Raw genomic sequence first — 16,086 nt, 5'->3', positions numbered from 1 at the left:
CCGGCAACATGGAGTAGCTGCCGGATTTTTTTAAGGTATAAACGTTGTACTGTTTAGCCGTAGATCTGGTTCAGCAGACCCGCCAGGCGAATGCCCGCTTGCAGGATGCGTTGCTCCACGGTGCTGAAATTGTCATAGCTATACCGGTAGCCCAGGCGGCCATCTTCCGGCAAGCTGTATACCTGCTCTCTTAGTTGTACCGACTCGTACGCCCAGTCGCGCACGCCCGTAGCTTGCCAGGCTTTCACCTGCTCTTTAGAAGGCGTGCCAACGAATCTGGCCAGTTCGGTAAAGCTCAGGTTCTTGCCGTCGATCATATCGCTGTCCCATACCCGATGCAGGTTGGAGGGCTGCCCGAACCACTGCACCTTTACTGCGTTCCCGCCGGTGTCGCCTTCTTTGCCCACGTGCAGCGGCTGGTGCAGGTCACCTACCAGGTGCACCAGGTACTTGAGATACTCTTCTTCCTGCTTGGCCGTCAGGTTGCCGGCTTTCAGTACGGTCACCAACTCCTCGATCTTCATGATGATGTCACCGTTCGGGTTTTTCTCGGTCTCTTCGTATTTCTTGCCGCCCGGCACCGTTACCCAGTGCCAGTCATGCGTGTGGTTGTAGGCTGCGTCCGACTTGATATCATCCATCCAAACCGACACCTCCGCCAGGGAATTGTCTGCCAGGATCCTGTTGATTTTCTTCTGCGCTTTTTTCTTCAGGTGCTGCTCTGCTATCAGGCCCACGGCGCGGTGTCCGTTTTGCCCCCAGGCCATGGCCTGTGATACAAAAAGGGGTATAAATAGCAGAATACAAACTATTTTTTTCATCGATAAAATTATTGGATTTTTAATGCTGCAAAACAAAGGCTTTTTTGCTTAATTGTGTAGACTAAAGCTTATTTCTTTTAAGGAATGGCTTTTCTGGCTTTCGTTTGGGTTGTTTGTGGCGGTTGTGAAAGCTCGTATTTAGACTTAGATGTCCGCTATGAAAATACTCCTGACAGGATTCCTTATGATGGCAGTGCTGGTAAATGCAAGTGGGCAGGACCGCAAACGCGCCCGTGACTACGGCATCCGGATCGGTGTGCTGCAACCCGGTGCGCACAACGCCATTACCGATGTAGCGGGGCTGCGGGTGGGGCATACGACCATTGTGCAGGGAAATAACATCCGAACCGGGGTGACGGCCATTCTGCCGCATGACGGCAACCTCTTTCAGAATAAAGTGCCAGCAGCGGTCTACGTTGGTAACGGCTTTGGCAAACTGGCCGGCAGCACGCAGGTACAGGAACTAGGCAACCTGGAATCTCCCATCACTTTGACAAACACGCTCGGAGTGGGCACGGCCATGAATGCGGTGGTCGGCTATACCTTGCAGCAGTCCGGTAACGAGGCGGTACAGTCGGTGAATGCGCTGGTGGGCGAAACGAACGACGGCTACCTGAACGATATCCGGGGCAGGCATGTGAAAGAAGAGCATGTACTGCAGGCGATCAGACAGGCGGCAGGCGGACCGGTGGCCGAAGGCAATGTGGGGGCAGGTACCGGCACGGTTTGTTTTGGGTATAAAGGCGGCATCGGTACGGCATCGCGCAAACTGCCCGCTAGTCTGGGCGGCTATACCGTGGGGGTGCTGGTACAGAGCAATTTCGGAGGTGTGCTGCAAATCGACGGTGTGCCGGTGGGAGAGGAGCTGGGCAAGTTTTCATACAGCAAGCAGGTGCTGGAAAGTGCGGACGGCTCCTGCATGATCGTGGTGGCCACGGATGCGCCGGTAGACGCCCGCAACCTGGAGCGCATCGCCAAGCGGGCCATGCTCGGGCTGGCCAAAACAGGAGGGATCGCTTCCAATGGGAGCGGCGATTATGTGATCGCTTTCTCTACCAACGAAGGCTTGCGTATACCTTACAGTTCAGAAGAAAAAACACAGACGTTCACGCTCCTCCGGAATGACGAGATGTCACCGCTCTTTATGGCTACGGTCGAGGCAACAGAAGAAGCGATCATCAATTCGCTTTTCCGGGCGGAGACCATGAAGGGCCACAATAATAATACGGTAGAAGCACTCCCAATCGAACCAGTTATCAAACTATTTAAGAAACACAATGGCATCAAACGATAAGCTTTTCGCCTACAACCTGGACCAGATCGTACCACTGAGTGAGGCACGACTACACATCAGTGACCTGTCCGTGCAGCGCGGCTACGGAGTGTTTGACTTTGTGAAAGTGCAGCAGGGCTGTCCGCTTTTTCTGGACCACTACCTCGACCGCTTTTACCAGTCGGCGCAGCTGATGCACCTGGAGGTGCCCTTGTCCAGGGTAGAGCTGAAGCAGGTGATCGCCGATCTGATAGACCGCAACCAGTTGCCGGAAGCAGGTATAAAAATGATCCTGACCGGCGGCTACTCCGAGGACGGCTTTACACCGTTGAATCCCAACCTGCTCATCACGCAGCTTCCACTCACCCTGCCTTCCGCCGATAAAGTGGCCAAAGGTATAACGATCATGACGCACGATTATGTGCGGGAGGTGCCGGAAGTAAAAACGATCAACTACTCCATGGGTATACGCCTGCTGCAGGAGCAAAAGGCCGTTGGGGCGGAAGAGGTGCTGTATGCTAAAAACGGGATTGTTTCTGAGTTTCCGCGCTGCAACTTCTTCCTCGTAACGCACGACGATACCGTGGTCACGCCGGCCAAAAATATCTTAAAGGGAATCACCCGCAAAAATGTGCTGACGCTGGCCGGTCGCAGGTATAAGACCGAAGTGCGCGACATCCGCTTAGAGGAAGTGCTGCAGGCTAAAGAGTGTTTCCTGACCAGCACGACCAAACGCGTGTTGCCCATCGTGCGGGTGGATGATGTGCTGATCGGCTCAGGCAAGCCGGGGGAGGTGAGCCTGCAGTTACTGCAAGATCTGGTGGACCTGGAAGAAGAGCAAGTGGCCGCTTTGAGAGGCAACTGATCGCTCAGAACGCATATGCCTTTGAAAAGCCGCTGCCTATTTGATAGGCAGCGGCTTTTTTTTAGTTAAAATCAGATTTTCTTCAGAATCGGCTGGTATATAGTAGAGAAAAGGCCTTTGCTATGAAGAAATACGTTTACTGCTTTTTCCTGAGCTGGCTGGCGCTTCCCCCGGTGTTCGCTCACCAGCCCCAAAACACACTTCCCCACATTCCGGATACCGCTGTTGTTGAACAATTGACTGACACGACCGCGCAGGTGACTGACAGAAGAAAGCTCAGCGTGTTCGCCAGAAAAGCCGCGGTGCCGGTTTTGCTGATCGGGCTGGGGGTGACCCACATGGATGATGAAGGGCTTTTCGAAGGGAGCCGCGGCCTGCGCCGGGTCGTGCAGCGCGGATACGCCGATTACAACACCCGCGTGGATGATTACCTTTACCACACGCCTCTGGCGCTGACAGTTGGGCTTAACCTGGCGGGCGTAAAAGGGGAGCACCATTATGCCGAACAGGCCTTACTGCTGGGCATGACGCATTTTATCAACAGGGTCATTACCAATAACCTCAAGTCCATCACGGCCATTAACCGCCCGGATGGCTCCAACAACGATGCCTTTCCCTCAGCACACACCAGCAAGGCTTTCGCGTACGCTACCTTCTTTCACAAGGAGTATGGTGGGCGCAGCATCTGGTATAGCATAGCGGCTTATTCCGCAGCCACGGCCACGGGTACACTGCGCATTCTCAACGATAAACATTGGCTATCCGATGTGCTGGCCGGAGCAGGTATAGGGATCCTGTCGGCAGAGCTTGTATACCTGGTTTACCCCAGACTTCAGGAAATCATAGACCGCAGTTTTCACAGCAGGCAACAAAATAAACTGGTCATGATGCCTTATTACGGTGGCGGGGCCGGCGGTATTGCCCTGGTATGGCAGCTGCATTAAAGCAAATCGCCCGACACTTAAGGTGCCGGGCGATATGAGTTAGTTGAGGCTTTTGGTGTATTTCAGAATGACCCCTTTTCCTTTTTTGCCGCCTTCGCTGGCAATGTACATGGCGCCGTCCTGGTCAAATGTGAGGCCCTCCGCCTGCCGGAGCTGCGATTCGTCCAGCTCCAGGGTTCGGGTCAGCTTTCCATCCTTCGCCATCGCATACAGCCGGTTGTTGACCGCATCGAGCAGGTATAGCGTGTTGTTAGCCGGGTGCTTTTCAAGGGAGGAAGGCTGCAGCACATCATAGTCCGATTTCTGTTTTTTACCTTTCTTCGGAGGCGCTACCTGATCCAGTGAAATGCTGATGACAGGTTCTGACACAAATCTTTTGGAGTCCAGCGAAAAAGCGTAAATACCCTTCTGCATCTTCAGTTTCGGATCGTGCCCTTTGGGAGCCAGCAGGAGCTGGTTCTGTTCCTGGTCATAAGCAAGGCCTTCGATGTTGATCGTTGCTGGAAAAGACGCTTCGTATACCTTCACATCCGGCTTCTGGCCCTTAAATCCGGCTACTTCAAAGAGTGTGCCGTCGCTCCGCACGATGTAGGCATTCTCGCCAGCTATGGCTATACCTTCGTAGTCACCAGGCCCTGCAAACGGAATCTCCCGGATGATCGCTTCCTGTTCCAGGTCATAGATGAAAATCTTGCCCTCCTCGTCCTGCACACAGGCCATAGTACCATCTGAAAGCATCGAGATGCCTGACACTTCACGTAGTTCAGCAGGTAGCTCCCAACGCGTATCTGCCATACCCAGGTCTTCCGTTGTCGCTTCTTTGTTAGTCATAGGCAGGAGGGAAGCAGACTGACTCAGAATCCTGGAACTGGGAATCGTAGATTGCTCAAGTAACTCACCCGCTTCGTTGTATCGCAGCCAGATGTCGCGGCCACTTTTTTCGAGCTCCACCACAAAGCTGGTCACGTTGTCTTCCTGCACCCGATGTACTTCCTCTATCTTGTAGCGGTCAAATTCCTGCTGCAGTTGCGCCACTACCGTTTTGGGGAGGTACTGTTCTTCGATCTCCTCGGTATAGCTGATGAGGGTGCCGTCTTTCCGGAAAAGGGCTTTCCGCTCCCGGCCGCTGATCTTGAATTCGGCTTCGTACAGGCTGTCCATTCGCTCCCAGTCCACCTGTTTAATGGTAGGGTAACTCTCCACAAATTTCACCTTCACGGCATCCGGCACGTTTCGGGCAGACCAGATCTGGTCGCAGCTGCTTAGGGTGGTGCCCGCTACAAGCACCATCGCCCATAAATAAGTATGTTTCATTTTTAACTTCATCATTCGTTCGTGTATCTGATAGGGTGTACTGACCGAATTTGAAGCAATTCTGAAGAAACCGGATTTTAGGTAATATTTTTTTGAAACCTCAGCCGGAGCACGTGCAGGCCCTCTTCGTAGGTATAGGAAGGCGTGAGTTGGTAAAGCTCGCTGATCTTGCTGACCAAGGCCAGTCCAATTCCCATCGACCCGGAGAGCTTGTTACCACTCCGGAAGCGCTCAAATAAAGTCACGGGCTCTTCCTGCAGGGGCTCACCGGAGTTCTTGATGCAAAGCTCATCTGCCCGCAGGCTGATCCGGATGATGCCGCCTGTGCTGTTGTGCCGGATGGCGTTGAGCAGCAGGTTGGAGATCAGAATCTCGCATAAGCCGATGTTCATCTCCACAAAAACAGGCTGCATGTCCTCGATCTCTACCTGTATGTCATGCATCAGCATCATCTCGTGCAGTTGGTCGAGCTGCTCCTGCAACAGTTCGTGCAAAGGGATGATTTCGTTCTCTGAAAATTCCTGGTTCTCGATGCGGGTGAGCAGGATCAGGGAGCGGTTGAGCCGTGACAGGCGGTTGATGGAAGCATGCATCTCTTCCAGCATGGCTGCCTGCGCCTGTGTCAGGTTGTCGGACTGCATGAAGAGCTCCAGTTTGCTGCTCACGATGGCCAGCGGCGTCTGTATTTCGTGCGAGGCGTTCTCTGTGAACTCTTTCAGGTTGAGGTAGTCGTTGTGGATTTTGCCGGTCATGGCTTGCAGCACCTCGTTGAGCTCCTGAAATTCCTGGGTATCGGTTGGTTTCAGCAGCAGGGGTTTTCGCTGCGTCAGGCTGTAGCGCTTGGCCCGCTCGAGGGTGTCGTAGAAGTTGCGCCAATTGTATTTGTTGATGAAGTAGTTCACCCCGGCCAGCCCGATGAGCAGCAACACAAAGATCCAGGCCATCGCCAGCATGGTGCTCTCAAACAGGTCCTCAAAGTCCATCAGTGACTTCAGGATGGTGTACTCGAAGGGTTTGCCGTCCTGGTAGGTGGTGAAGGTGAGCTTGCGGAAGGGCACGTACTCTTCATCGTAAGTGCTGAAGATCAGCGTGTCCGACAGCGCTTCGAGGGCGCCGGCATGGGCGCTCGTTTCCCTGACGATAATGGCTTCCGATATACCGGACGTCACATTGGGCAGTTCGTTGTGACTCCGGATGTATTCTATGATGTTCTCTTTGTCGGTGAAGAGCTGGTCGTCTACCTCGTCATATATTTCGGTCTGGAGGATCTTGTAAAAGCTCAGGCCGCCCAGTAAAAACACGATAACGGAAACCAGCAGGTAGTAGAGACTGGTCTTGGTGAGAATGCGCATCAGATGCTGAATTTATAGCCCATCCCATACACGGTCGTGATCGGGTCTTCACTACCGGCCTCCACCAGCTTGCGGCGCAGGTTTTTGATATGCGTGTACACAAAGTCGAGCGAATCGAGTGATTCGATGTGGTCGCCCCACAGGTGCTCGGCAATAGAATCTTTGGTCAGCACCCTGTTTTTGTTCGTGACAAAGTAGAGCAGCAGGTCATACTCTTTCTTCGTCAGGGTGAGTTTGCGCCCCTGCACCAGCGCTTCGGCTGACTCCGGGAACACTTCCAGATTTCCGATCCGGATGACTTTCTGCCCGTTGAAGTTCCGGCGACGGATGACGGAGCGCAGCCTGGCGTTGAGCTCTGACAAGTGGAAAGGCTTGGTCAGGTAATCGTCCGCACCCAACTCCAGTCCGGTGATTTTGTCGTCGAGGGCGTTTTTAGCGGATATGATGATGATGCCCGTATCCGGACTGTTCTTCTTGAGCACTCTCACCAGGTCCAGTCCGTTGCCGCCCGGCAAGGTCAGGTCTACCAGCACACAGGTATAGTGCTGGTCGGCCAGCATGCGGGAACCGTCGTGGTAGTTCAGGGCTGTGTCGCAGGTATAGCCACCCTGTTGCAGGTAGGACACCATCGAGGCATTCAGGGCTTTCTCGTCTTCTATGATCAGCAGTTTCATCTGATTGGCTTATTTCACGCATTATACGCAAAGAATCTGAAGACAATCTGTTTCGATTTTTGCCAGGCAGGTAGAAGCATACGCACAGGTATAGCCTTTTCAGAATCAGCCCATGCCAAGGTATAGCAAAAGCCCCTAGATTGAAGAACTATCAGCTTACACCGTTTCCTCGTTTGTGGAAGAGCAAGCATGCGAACTGAACAGGTATAGGTCAATCATATCCGGGTTCAGAGCAGCATACCTGCTTGTCCTGAAAGTAGTAATGACCCGTGAAGGCATGTCAGGTCTAGGCCACATGCCTGGATTAAAACCAGCGGATTTTCCGGTTCTTTTTCTCTTCCTGTCTGCGCTTTTTCTCTTCCTTTTTTCTTTCGCGGTTGCTCTTCGCCTGGTTTTTCCAGTCTTCGTAGGTTTTCACAACCGTGTCTGCGATCCGGTCAAAGATGTTTTCCGGTTCAGGCGGGCCTTCGCGGTAAGACGGGCAGCTGACCATACCCTGCAGGTGGGAGGGAAGCGGTGCAAATCGGCCGGTACGCAGACTGGCGAACGCTTTGTCCTGCGCCACGCGACGCATGTACTCGCCCCAGATTGGCATGGCCGTACGCGATCCCTGCCCCTCGGCGATCGTCCTGAACCTGACCTTCGGACTCTCCGCCCCAACCCAAACGCCCGTCACCAGTTCCGGGGTGATGCCTATGAACCAGCCATCGGCGTGCTCCTGCGAGGTTCCTGTTTTACCGGCAATGTCCATGCGCAGGCCATACTCTGTCCGCAGGCGGGCCGCGCTGCCTTCTTCCACCACGCCTTGCAGCAGGTGCAGCATGATGGCCGCGTTGTCGCGTGAGAGCACGCGCTGGGTGCCGCTTCGGCTGCGGTGCTGGTGAATGACGCGACTCTGCCGGTCCTCAATCCGATCAATGTAAATAGGAGCTGTTTTATAGCCGCCGTTCGCAAATGCCGCATAGGCGCTCACCATTTCCAGCAGCGAGAGGTCTGCCGTGCCCAGGGCTAGCGAAGGCACGCGGGGCAGGTCCTGCTGGATGCCCATGCGCTTGGCCAGCGCCACGGTGCGGTCCACCCCGGTCTCCAGGATCAGGTGCGCCGAGATGGTGTTGACCGATTGCGCCAAAGCACCCCGCATAGTGTACTCCCCGCCGTACTGGCCGTTGGAGTTTCGCGGGGACCAATCCTCGTATTCGGGGTAGGTGGTCAGTTCGTTCGGGAAGTATTCGCAGGGGTTTATACCTTTCTCCAGCGCCGCCGCATACACAAAAGGCTTGAACGTAGAGCCCACCTGGCGCCGGGAGCGCACATGGTCATACTTGAACGCATGGTGGTCGATGCCGCCTACCCAGGCACGCACAAACCCCGTGGCCGGCTCCATCGACAGGAGTCCCGTGTTCAGGAAACGCTGGTAATACTGGAGCGAATCCATCGGTGTCATGGGCTTGGTGGTGGTGCCTTTCCAGTTGAAGACCTGCATGTTGAGGGGCTGCCGGAAGTTTTCGAGTATTTCTGCTTCATCCGCACCGCCCGCCTTCAGTTTCTTGTAGCGATCAGAGCGCTCCATGGCCAGCTGAATGACTGAGGCATCGGAGCCCCAGGGCGTACGGCCTTTCCAGTGCGCGTCGAACTGCTGCTGTAGCTGGGCCATTTTTTTACGCACCGCCTGCTCGGCGTGCCGCTGCATGCGTGAGTCGATGGTGGTGTAGATCTTCAGTCCGTCGGTGTAGAGGTTATAAGGCTGGCCGTTCTGCTTGCGCTGGGTGGCTGCCCATTGCACCAGTTCCTGACGCAGCTGCTCCCGAAAGTAAGGTGCCGCCCCGTCGTTGTGGGTGGTATAGCGATAGTTTAGCTTGAGGGGTATCTTCTTCAGAGAGTCAGCCTGTTGTGTGGTAAGATACTCATACCGGGCCATCTGGTTAAGCACCACATTCCGGCGCTGCAGCGAGCGCTCCGGATACAGGCGTGGGTTGTAGCTGGTCGTGGCCTTTAGCATACCGATCAGCACGGCGGCCTGCTCCGTCTTAAGCGAATCGGCGGTTGTGTTGAAGAAGCGGCGGGAGGCCCGTTCGATACCGTAGAGGTTGCCCCCCATGGGCACCGTATTCAGGTATAGCTCCAGCAACTCCTGCTTGGAGTAGATGCTTTCGAGCTTGCGGGCGATGATGATCTCGCGCAGCTTGTTAATAGGCATTTCCCAGAGGCGGCGACCTTTACGCGGAAAGAGGTTCTTGGCCAGCTGCTGGCTCAGGGTACTGCCCCCGCCAGCGCTTTCCTGGCCCATCAGCAGCGTCTTCACGAGTACGCGAGCCATGCTGCGGGCATCCACACCGTTGTGCTTATAAAAGCGAACGTCCTCGGTTGCGACCAGGGCATCGATGGCAACGGTCGCAATGTCGTCGTAGCGGATGTTGGTGCGGTCCTGAATGTAATAGCGCCCCAGCAGCACCTTGTCAGCTGAGTATACCTCGGAGGCCGTGTTGTTCTGGATCGCTTTCAGTTGCGCGCGCGAAGGTATGGCGCCACCCACTATACCTGTAAACACGGCCAGGTAGAAGATGGTGAAAGCGAGTACAAGGAAGAGGGCGCTCTTCAAGCCAAAACGCAGGATGGCCCGTACGTCTGACATCTTGGGCTTAAAGGGGTTAAACTGGCGTATCGCCTGCCCTTTCTGCTGCCAATAGGTGGCGGTGAGTTTTGGTTGCTGGCTCTTGAAAAACAGACGAAACTGCGTCCCCAGAAAGCTGAGTACAGGCACCAGAAGACCGTAAGTGATTAATTTTATTAGCTTTACAAGCAATCGCTTCATATAAGGTTAGTTTTGCGCAACCGCTGTCGCAGCAGCAGCCAAAAGGCAGGCAATAACCACGCCATACCTGGCCTTGTTTTTCAGAGGCCATACGAGAAAAAAACTTTCCAGGACATCCGGTTTTGCCGCAAGGTTTCGGATTACAACGCCAGCAGACCGCATATTATTCAATTTGACGATAGGATATAAGCTCACATCGGATCAGGGGGATCTTCCGTAAACCTGTTTCTAAAAATGGCAGTACGTGTTTTGGGCCCTGCAGCAGCGTAATAATGGGCTTAACCGCAAGAAGATGCAAATTAGTTATAGCCCCAATTTATCGGTAAATTTGTCCTAATGGCTTCCAGCATCCCTGTATGCTATACCTGAAGACCACGAACCTATGCGCCATTACATGAATTTAGATCAAATACTGCAACTGGTAAGCCAGACCACGCAGACCGTCATACGGGAAGAGGCACCGCGGGTGGACCGGGATGCGATGTGGCCTGAGGAAAGCATAAGAGCGATGCAGCGCAATGGGCTTGCCGGGCTGGTAGTGCCAACACATGAAGGTGGGATGGGGCAGGGGCTGTACGCACTGGCGCGTGCCTGCGAAACCATTGGCAGTGTGTCAGCCTCCACGGCCCTGTGCTTTGGAATGCATTGCGTCGGAACGGCAGTGATCGCGGCGAAGGCTACCGACCAGCAGCGCAAAGAGTTTCTGCAGCCGATCGCCGCCGGCGAGCACCTGACCACGCTGGCCTTGAGTGAACCCGGCACAGGTTCGCATTTCTATTTCCCGCAAACGCAGCTTTTGCTTCAGCCGGATGACGAATACCTGATCCGCGGGAGCAAAACCTTTGTGACAAACGGTGGCAAAGCAGACTCCTATGTCCTGTCTACCATGGGAATAGAGCCCGATGCCACCTTGCACGAGTTCTCCTGCGTGGTTGTTGAAAAAGATCGCAATGGCCTGGAGTGGGGCGCTGACTGGAAAGGACTGGGGATGCGTGGCAACTCTTCCCGCAGCCTGACCATGAATGACGTGCGGGTGCCTGCTCAGAACTTGCTGGGCGAACATGGCGATCAGCTCTGGTACGTTTTTCAGGTTGTGGCACCTTACTTCCTCACGGCCATGTCGGGCACCTACCTGGGTATAGCCCAGGCTGCTTTTGACAATGTCCGGCAACACCTCATGGATCGCACGCACCGCCACAGTGGCATGTCGCTGTCGCAGCTGGCTTTGCTCCAGCACCGGGTGGGTACGCTGTGGGCTAAGATAGAACGCACCCGTCGACTTATCTACCATGCCACCGAACTGTCGGACCTGGGTGATCCGGGGGCAATGCTGCCTATTTTGTCGGCAAAGGCAGAGGTGGCGAATTGTGCAGTGGACGTAGTGAACGAGGCCATGACCCTGGCTGGAGGCATCGCCTACCGTGATAACTCCCGCCTTGACGTGTTACTGCGCGATGCCCGGGCCGCCCACGTGATGGCACCCACCACCGATCTTTTGTATACCTGGCTCGGAAGGGCGTTGCTTGAGCAACCCATCCTGGATAGTTAATGATGCCGGCCAAAATGAAGTGTGTATACTACATCGGGCTGCATGAGGATACCCTGCATCTCTTCCAGAAGCAACTGGTGGAAATTGAGTTGCAGCCCATCACCGAAGGGGCTATTGTCGACAACAAGGTCGACCTGACCGCATGTGACACGCTGCTGATGGGGGAGCAGGTCGTGAACCCTGTCCGGATAGCGCAACAGTGTTATTCGAAGGACAAAGCCATCTCCATTCTGCTCATCAACGACAAGGCAAACCATCAGAAAGTGAAGAGCGCGCTGCAGTTCGCTCCCTTTGTAGGCCCTACGATACAGGCAGTGGCGAACGAACTCGGCACCGGCCTGGTTCCGATCTTGGAGGATGCGGTTCAGCGCACCGAGCAAAGGCGCAGCTATGTGCGCATCCGTTCCGCCAGCTCTTCTGCCGCTGCTTTCTCACCCCACTACATGGAAAAGGTCCGGGTCAGCTACATGACCCGCGTACTGGATGAAGCCCCGATCGGAGCCGCTTTACTGGCAAAAGACGGCACCGTGCTCAATGTCAACAATTACATTGTGCGCCTGCTGGGCCTTTCCGATAAAGAGATCCAGGGGATTGCCTTTGCGGCGCATTTCCCTGATTTGGAACGCGTCGCCTTGCAGGATTTTATAGCGGATGGCTATCACAGCAAGCAGAAGCGCATCTTTGAGATGGGAACAGGTGAAAAGCGAAAGTTTCTGGAGATTTCGATCGGCGATATTGATGCAAACAGCGCCTCGCACTACAAGATTGCCATTGTGAACGATGTGACGGAGGCCACGCAGGCCCGGCAGCGCACGATGGCGCACATAGACGAACTGCAAAAGCTCAACAAAGAACTCCAGCGCGTGAACGAGGACCTGGATACCTTTGTGTACACAGCGTCGCATGACCTCAAATCGCCTATCCTGAACATCGAAGGTCTTGTCAATTTGCTGGAGGATAGCCTGAGCCAGGAACAACTGGGAGAGGTGCCTGAACTGGATCACATCCGCCGTTCCGTGGAGCGCTTTAAGGTCACCATAGAAGACCTGACCGAGGTCGCCCGCATTCAGCGCAGTTTTGGACAGGAAGCGACCGAACTTAAGGTGGCAGACATGGTAGCTGACATTCAGCAGTTGCTTCAGCCCGAAATTGAAAAGGCAGGTGCTTTGATCGAAGTGGACACAGAGCAGGCTCCTGCCATTATTTTTTCACGAAAGAATTTTAAAAGTGTGCTGCTCAACTTAATGAGCAATGCCATCAAGTATAAGGATCCGGAACGTCAGTTACGGATTCATATTCGTGCCGCTATAAAAGGTGATCGTTTCCAACTAAGTGTGCAGGACAATGGCCTCGGTATTCCGGCAGGTCGGCAGGAAAGGGTCTTTCAGTTGTTTAAACGGATGCACATGCACGTGCAGGGGAGCGGTATTGGTCTCTACATAGTCAAGCGCATCGTAAGCAACAGCGGGGGCACAGTACATGTTGAGAGCAGGGAAGGAGAAGGCACCACCTTTACCGTAACACTGCCTATGCCTAGGCGTGACTAGTCCTCCACCAGCCACTCGAGCGCGTCCTCTTCTGCCAGAAAGTAATGGATCTGGTGGCTTAGCGCGGCCTGCTTCAATTTTTTACCAATGTTTTCGCTGCTCATCTGCTGTAGTGCATCTGCCGATGTGATCACGGCCAGTTTTCGCAGATTTGTTTTAGGGAGCAATTGCTGGGCAGAAGCGATCAGCCAGCCCTGGTCTTCCAGCGTAAGCACGCCCATGCGCTGGTTATTGAGCAGCAAGCGCTCGAAACGGTGCTCTATCAAAGCGCGCGCCGCCTTCAGCATGCCATAGCGATACTGTCGGCTATGGGGCGCTTTCTTCCAGCGTATGTTCATCAAGTTTTTTGTCTTGTGCAGCGCGATCGCCACAAATTCTGTTTCGATGGTGAACAGTTCCGGCAGGGCTTCAGTCTCGCTGGCAGGGTTACCTCGTTGTGCGGGGGCTGCCGCTACAGTCGCCTGGGCCCGGTTCTTCAACCCGGCACGTATGAGTTTGAGGTTGAAGTGTAGCGGAATCTGGATGAACTTTTCGTTCGCGACTACCTCGTAGTTCTCACGCAGCAGCCAGCGTAAGGCGGCTTCCCGGTCATCAAATACCTTCGCTTCATACGGCATCTCGCCCAGCGAACGCAGTGCCTGCCGCACCGTACTATTGCGCTCAGCCGGCACTACACGGGCCACCCGCAGAATGGAGGTATAATTAAGGGCTTCCTGCGTGAACTTTTTGGCCCATTGCTGGTCCTCCGCCGACGCATAGTACTGCGCCGGAATCTCTACCAGCAAAAGCTCTGCTTTGAGAATGGCGGCAGCACGGGCAAGCAAACGAACCGACTGCCTGAGTTCAGCAGAAGTAGTAAAGCGGTCCCATTTGGCGCAGAGCAGCTTTAGCTGCGGGCAAAAACATACGGAAAGAATATCAGTGTCATGCTCGTTTGCTGGTGAAAAGGGCTTTTTGAAACCAGCAAAAGGAGGTAATGGAATATTCGGATTAATGGTACTCATATTTATCATTTGTTTCATCAGACAGGAATGCTGTCAGTAGGTATAAGCAGCGCGGTTTGGAATTCAGTGCTTTAGAAACTGTAATATAAGTATTTGAGTTCAAGTAATTTATGAAATCTTGTCAAGTGCTTGCAGCAGGGGTAGGTCCTCCATCGTTCACTGTTGATTACATGCTGTTTACCCATGATTCATATACTTTGGCCACTTAGATAGCGCTTAAAAAAAGCAGGATAATCTTCGGCCAGCGTACCCTGCACTACGTGTTACGTAGTATAGCTACTAAACCCTAAACTGAAGTTCTTATGGAAACAGATCGTAGACTGCCCGATATGTCGGAGACGGATGTCGTACTGATAGGCGCTGGGATTATGAGTGCCACGCTGGGTATGATGCTAAAAGAGCTGCAACCCGATCTGCGGATCACAGTACTTGAAAGGCTTGATGAAGCGGCCGCTGAAAGCTCCGACGCCTGGAACAATGCCGGGACCGGCCACGCCGCCTTCTGTGAACTGAACTATACCCCGGAAAAAGCCGATGGCAGCATCGACACCACGAAGGCTGTCAGTATATCTGAATCGTTTGAGATCTCACGGCAGTTCTGGTCCTACCTGATTCAGGAAAGTAAACTGAACCTACCCGACAGCTTTATCAGAAGCATCCCGCACATGAGTTTTGTGTGGGGTGATGAGAATGTCAACTACCTCAAAAAACGCCATACTGCCCTGACTGCCTGCCATCTTTTTGAAGGGATGGAGTATACAGAGGATGTAGAGGTACTCAAGTCCTGGATGCCGCTGGTGATGGAAGGTCGCGACCTGCTCGAGAAAGTGGCTGCCACCCGGATGGACCTGGGCACGGACGTGAATTTCGGCGCTCTGACCCGCTCGATGTTTGAGCGACTCAGCAAGATGGAAGGCGTACACCTGTATTTTGGCTACGACGTGCGCAAGCTGAAGCAACGCCCCGATAACCGCTGGAGTGTCCGCATCCGGCACCGTGAGACCCGTACGAAGCATAGGGTAAGGGGAAATTTCGTCTTCATTGGTGCGGGTGGTGGCTCCCTGCCCTTGCTGCTGAAGTCAGGTATACCGGAGAGCGATGGCTTCGGTGGATTCCCGGTAAGTGGGCAGTGGCTCAAGTGCATCAACCCGGCTGTGATAGAGCAGCACCGTGCCAAGGTATACGGCAAAGCCTCAGTTGGCTCGCCGCCCATGTCGGTGCCCCACCTGGATACCCGCTTTATCAATGGCAAGCGCGAGTTGCTGTTTGGGCCCTATGCCGGCTTCACCACCAAGTTCCTGAAGAACGGTTCGTTCTTTGACCTGCCGCTGTCTCTTAAAGTAAATAACCTGCACCCGATGTTATCGGCAGGAATCAAGAACATCCCGCTCACGCAATACCTGATTGACCAGGTACGGCAGTCGCCTGATGAGCGGGTGGAGGCACTACGGCAGTACTACCCGGAGGCGCGAAGCGAGGACTGGCAACTGGAAGTGGCCGGGCAGCGTGTACAGGTCATCAAAAAAGACCCGAAGCACGGGGGCGTGCTGGAATTTGGGACTGAGATCGTAGCGGGAGCCGACGGTTCGCTGGCAGCACTATTGGGTGCTTCTCCGGGAGCTTCCACGGCTGTTTCGATCATGATCAGCCTGCTGCACCGCTGCTTTCCTGAAAAGATGCAGTCAGCGGCATGGCAGCAGAAACTAAAGCGCATGATTCCGTCCTACGGCGAATCGCTGGCAGAGAATGAGGCACTGCTCCGCAAGGTGCGCAGCTGGACCAGCGAGGTGCTTGGCCTGCAGCATACGGTGGATAAGTAGGTATAGCTTGACAATCTGATAACGCTATACCTGCTGACGCTGGTTACTGGCCATAAAATTCCCAAAAAAAAGCCCTCCCGATCATGACGATCGGGAGGGCTTTTGAATTGA

At 54.2% G+C, this 16,086-nt stretch carries 13 protein-coding genes; 6 read left to right on the top strand and 7 right to left on the bottom strand.

Annotated elements, in window-relative coordinates; all coding sequences use genetic code 11:
- Positions 1 to 53 precede the first annotated feature (53 nt).
- Positions 54 to 821, bottom strand: coding sequence for a S1/P1 nuclease (locus IEV97_RS09810; protein ID WP_188501335.1), 768 nt, complete (start codon positions 819 to 821; stop codon positions 54 to 56).
- A 157-nt stretch (positions 822 to 978) separates the two neighbouring features.
- Between IEV97_RS09810 and IEV97_RS09805 the strand changes: the two genes are divergently transcribed.
- The 3 genes from IEV97_RS09805 to IEV97_RS09795 all read left to right on the top strand — a co-directional run bounded on the left by IEV97_RS09805 (position 979) and on the right by IEV97_RS09795 (position 3,903).
- On the top strand, positions 979 to 2,115 hold the full coding sequence (locus IEV97_RS09805; RefSeq protein ID WP_188501334.1) for a DmpA family aminopeptidase: 1,137 nt from the start codon (positions 979 to 981) through the stop codon (positions 2,113 to 2,115).
- Positions 2,099 to 2,959 carry an aminotransferase class IV gene (locus tag IEV97_RS09800; protein WP_188501333.1) on the top strand — a complete coding sequence of 287 codons (861 nt, stop codon included), beginning with the start codon at positions 2,099 to 2,101 and terminating at the stop codon, positions 2,957 to 2,959. The genes IEV97_RS09805 and IEV97_RS09800 overlap by 17 nt, the downstream gene beginning before the upstream one ends.
- A 122-nt stretch (positions 2,960 to 3,081) precedes the next feature.
- A complete protein-coding gene (locus IEV97_RS09795; RefSeq protein WP_188501332.1) occupies positions 3,082 to 3,903 on the top strand; it encodes a phosphatase PAP2 family protein in 822 nt (273 codons plus the stop codon).
- 39 nt (positions 3,904 to 3,942) lie between these two features.
- Here the strand turns inward: IEV97_RS09795 and IEV97_RS09790 are convergent, their stop codons facing one another.
- The 5 genes from IEV97_RS09790 to IEV97_RS09775 form a co-directional block, all read right to left on the bottom strand.
- The gene (locus IEV97_RS09790; RefSeq protein ID WP_229733885.1) at positions 3,943 to 5,232 is read right to left on the bottom strand and encodes an SdiA-regulated domain-containing protein; all 1,290 of its coding nucleotides are present in this window, start codon (positions 5,230 to 5,232) and stop codon (positions 3,943 to 3,945) included.
- 62 nt (positions 5,233 to 5,294) lie between these two features.
- Positions 5,295 to 6,569 carry a sensor histidine kinase gene (locus IEV97_RS09785; RefSeq protein WP_188501331.1) on the bottom strand — a complete coding sequence of 425 codons (1,275 nt, stop codon included), beginning with the start codon at positions 6,567 to 6,569 and terminating at the stop codon, positions 5,295 to 5,297.
- Entirely contained in the window at positions 6,569 to 7,243 is a 675-nt protein-coding gene (locus IEV97_RS09780) for a response regulator transcription factor (protein ID WP_188501330.1), read from the bottom strand. Before IEV97_RS09780 ends, IEV97_RS09785 begins: the two co-directional genes overlap by 1 nt.
- A gap of 156 nt (positions 7,244 to 7,399) precedes the next feature.
- Complete coding sequence (locus IEV97_RS20140) at positions 7,400 to 7,522, bottom strand: hypothetical protein (RefSeq protein WP_262890290.1); 123 nt, start codon at positions 7,520 to 7,522, stop codon at positions 7,400 to 7,402.
- Positions 7,523 to 7,547: 25 nt separating this feature from the next.
- Entirely contained in the window at positions 7,548 to 10,055 is a 2,508-nt protein-coding gene (locus IEV97_RS09775; protein ID WP_188501329.1) for a penicillin-binding protein 1A, read from the bottom strand.
- Between the two features lie 394 nt (positions 10,056 to 10,449).
- Here IEV97_RS09775 and IEV97_RS09770 point away from each other — a divergent pair, with 394 nt between their 5' ends.
- Together IEV97_RS09770 and IEV97_RS09765 are read left to right on the top strand one after the other, a co-directional pair.
- A complete protein-coding gene (locus IEV97_RS09770; RefSeq protein ID WP_229733884.1) occupies positions 10,450 to 11,604 on the top strand; it encodes an acyl-CoA dehydrogenase family protein in 1,155 nt (384 codons plus the stop codon).
- Between the two features lie 14 nt (positions 11,605 to 11,618).
- Positions 11,619 to 13,151, top strand: a complete 1,533-nt coding sequence (locus tag IEV97_RS09765; protein WP_188501327.1) for a sensor histidine kinase — start codon at positions 11,619 to 11,621, stop codon at positions 13,149 to 13,151.
- Here the strand turns inward: IEV97_RS09765 and IEV97_RS09760 are convergent.
- The gene (locus IEV97_RS09760) at positions 13,148 to 14,155 is read right to left on the bottom strand and encodes a hypothetical protein (RefSeq protein ID WP_188501326.1); all 1,008 of its coding nucleotides are present in this window, start codon (positions 14,153 to 14,155) and stop codon (positions 13,148 to 13,150) included. The genes IEV97_RS09765 and IEV97_RS09760 overlap by 4 nt on opposite strands.
- Positions 14,156 to 14,457: 302 nt before the next feature.
- Here IEV97_RS09760 and IEV97_RS09755 point away from each other — a divergent pair, with 302 nt between their 5' ends.
- On the top strand, positions 14,458 to 15,975 hold the full coding sequence (locus tag IEV97_RS09755; protein ID WP_188501325.1) for a malate:quinone oxidoreductase: 1,518 nt from the start codon (positions 14,458 to 14,460) through the stop codon (positions 15,973 to 15,975).
- Positions 15,976 to 16,086: the final 111 nt, after the last annotated feature.

Origin of the sequence: Pontibacter amylolyticus, from assembly GCF_014638845.1 — a bacterium.
Lineage (GTDB): Bacteria > Bacteroidota > Bacteroidia > Cytophagales > Hymenobacteraceae > Pontibacter > Pontibacter amylolyticus.
This window is presented reverse-complemented; position numbering and strand designations above follow the sequence as displayed.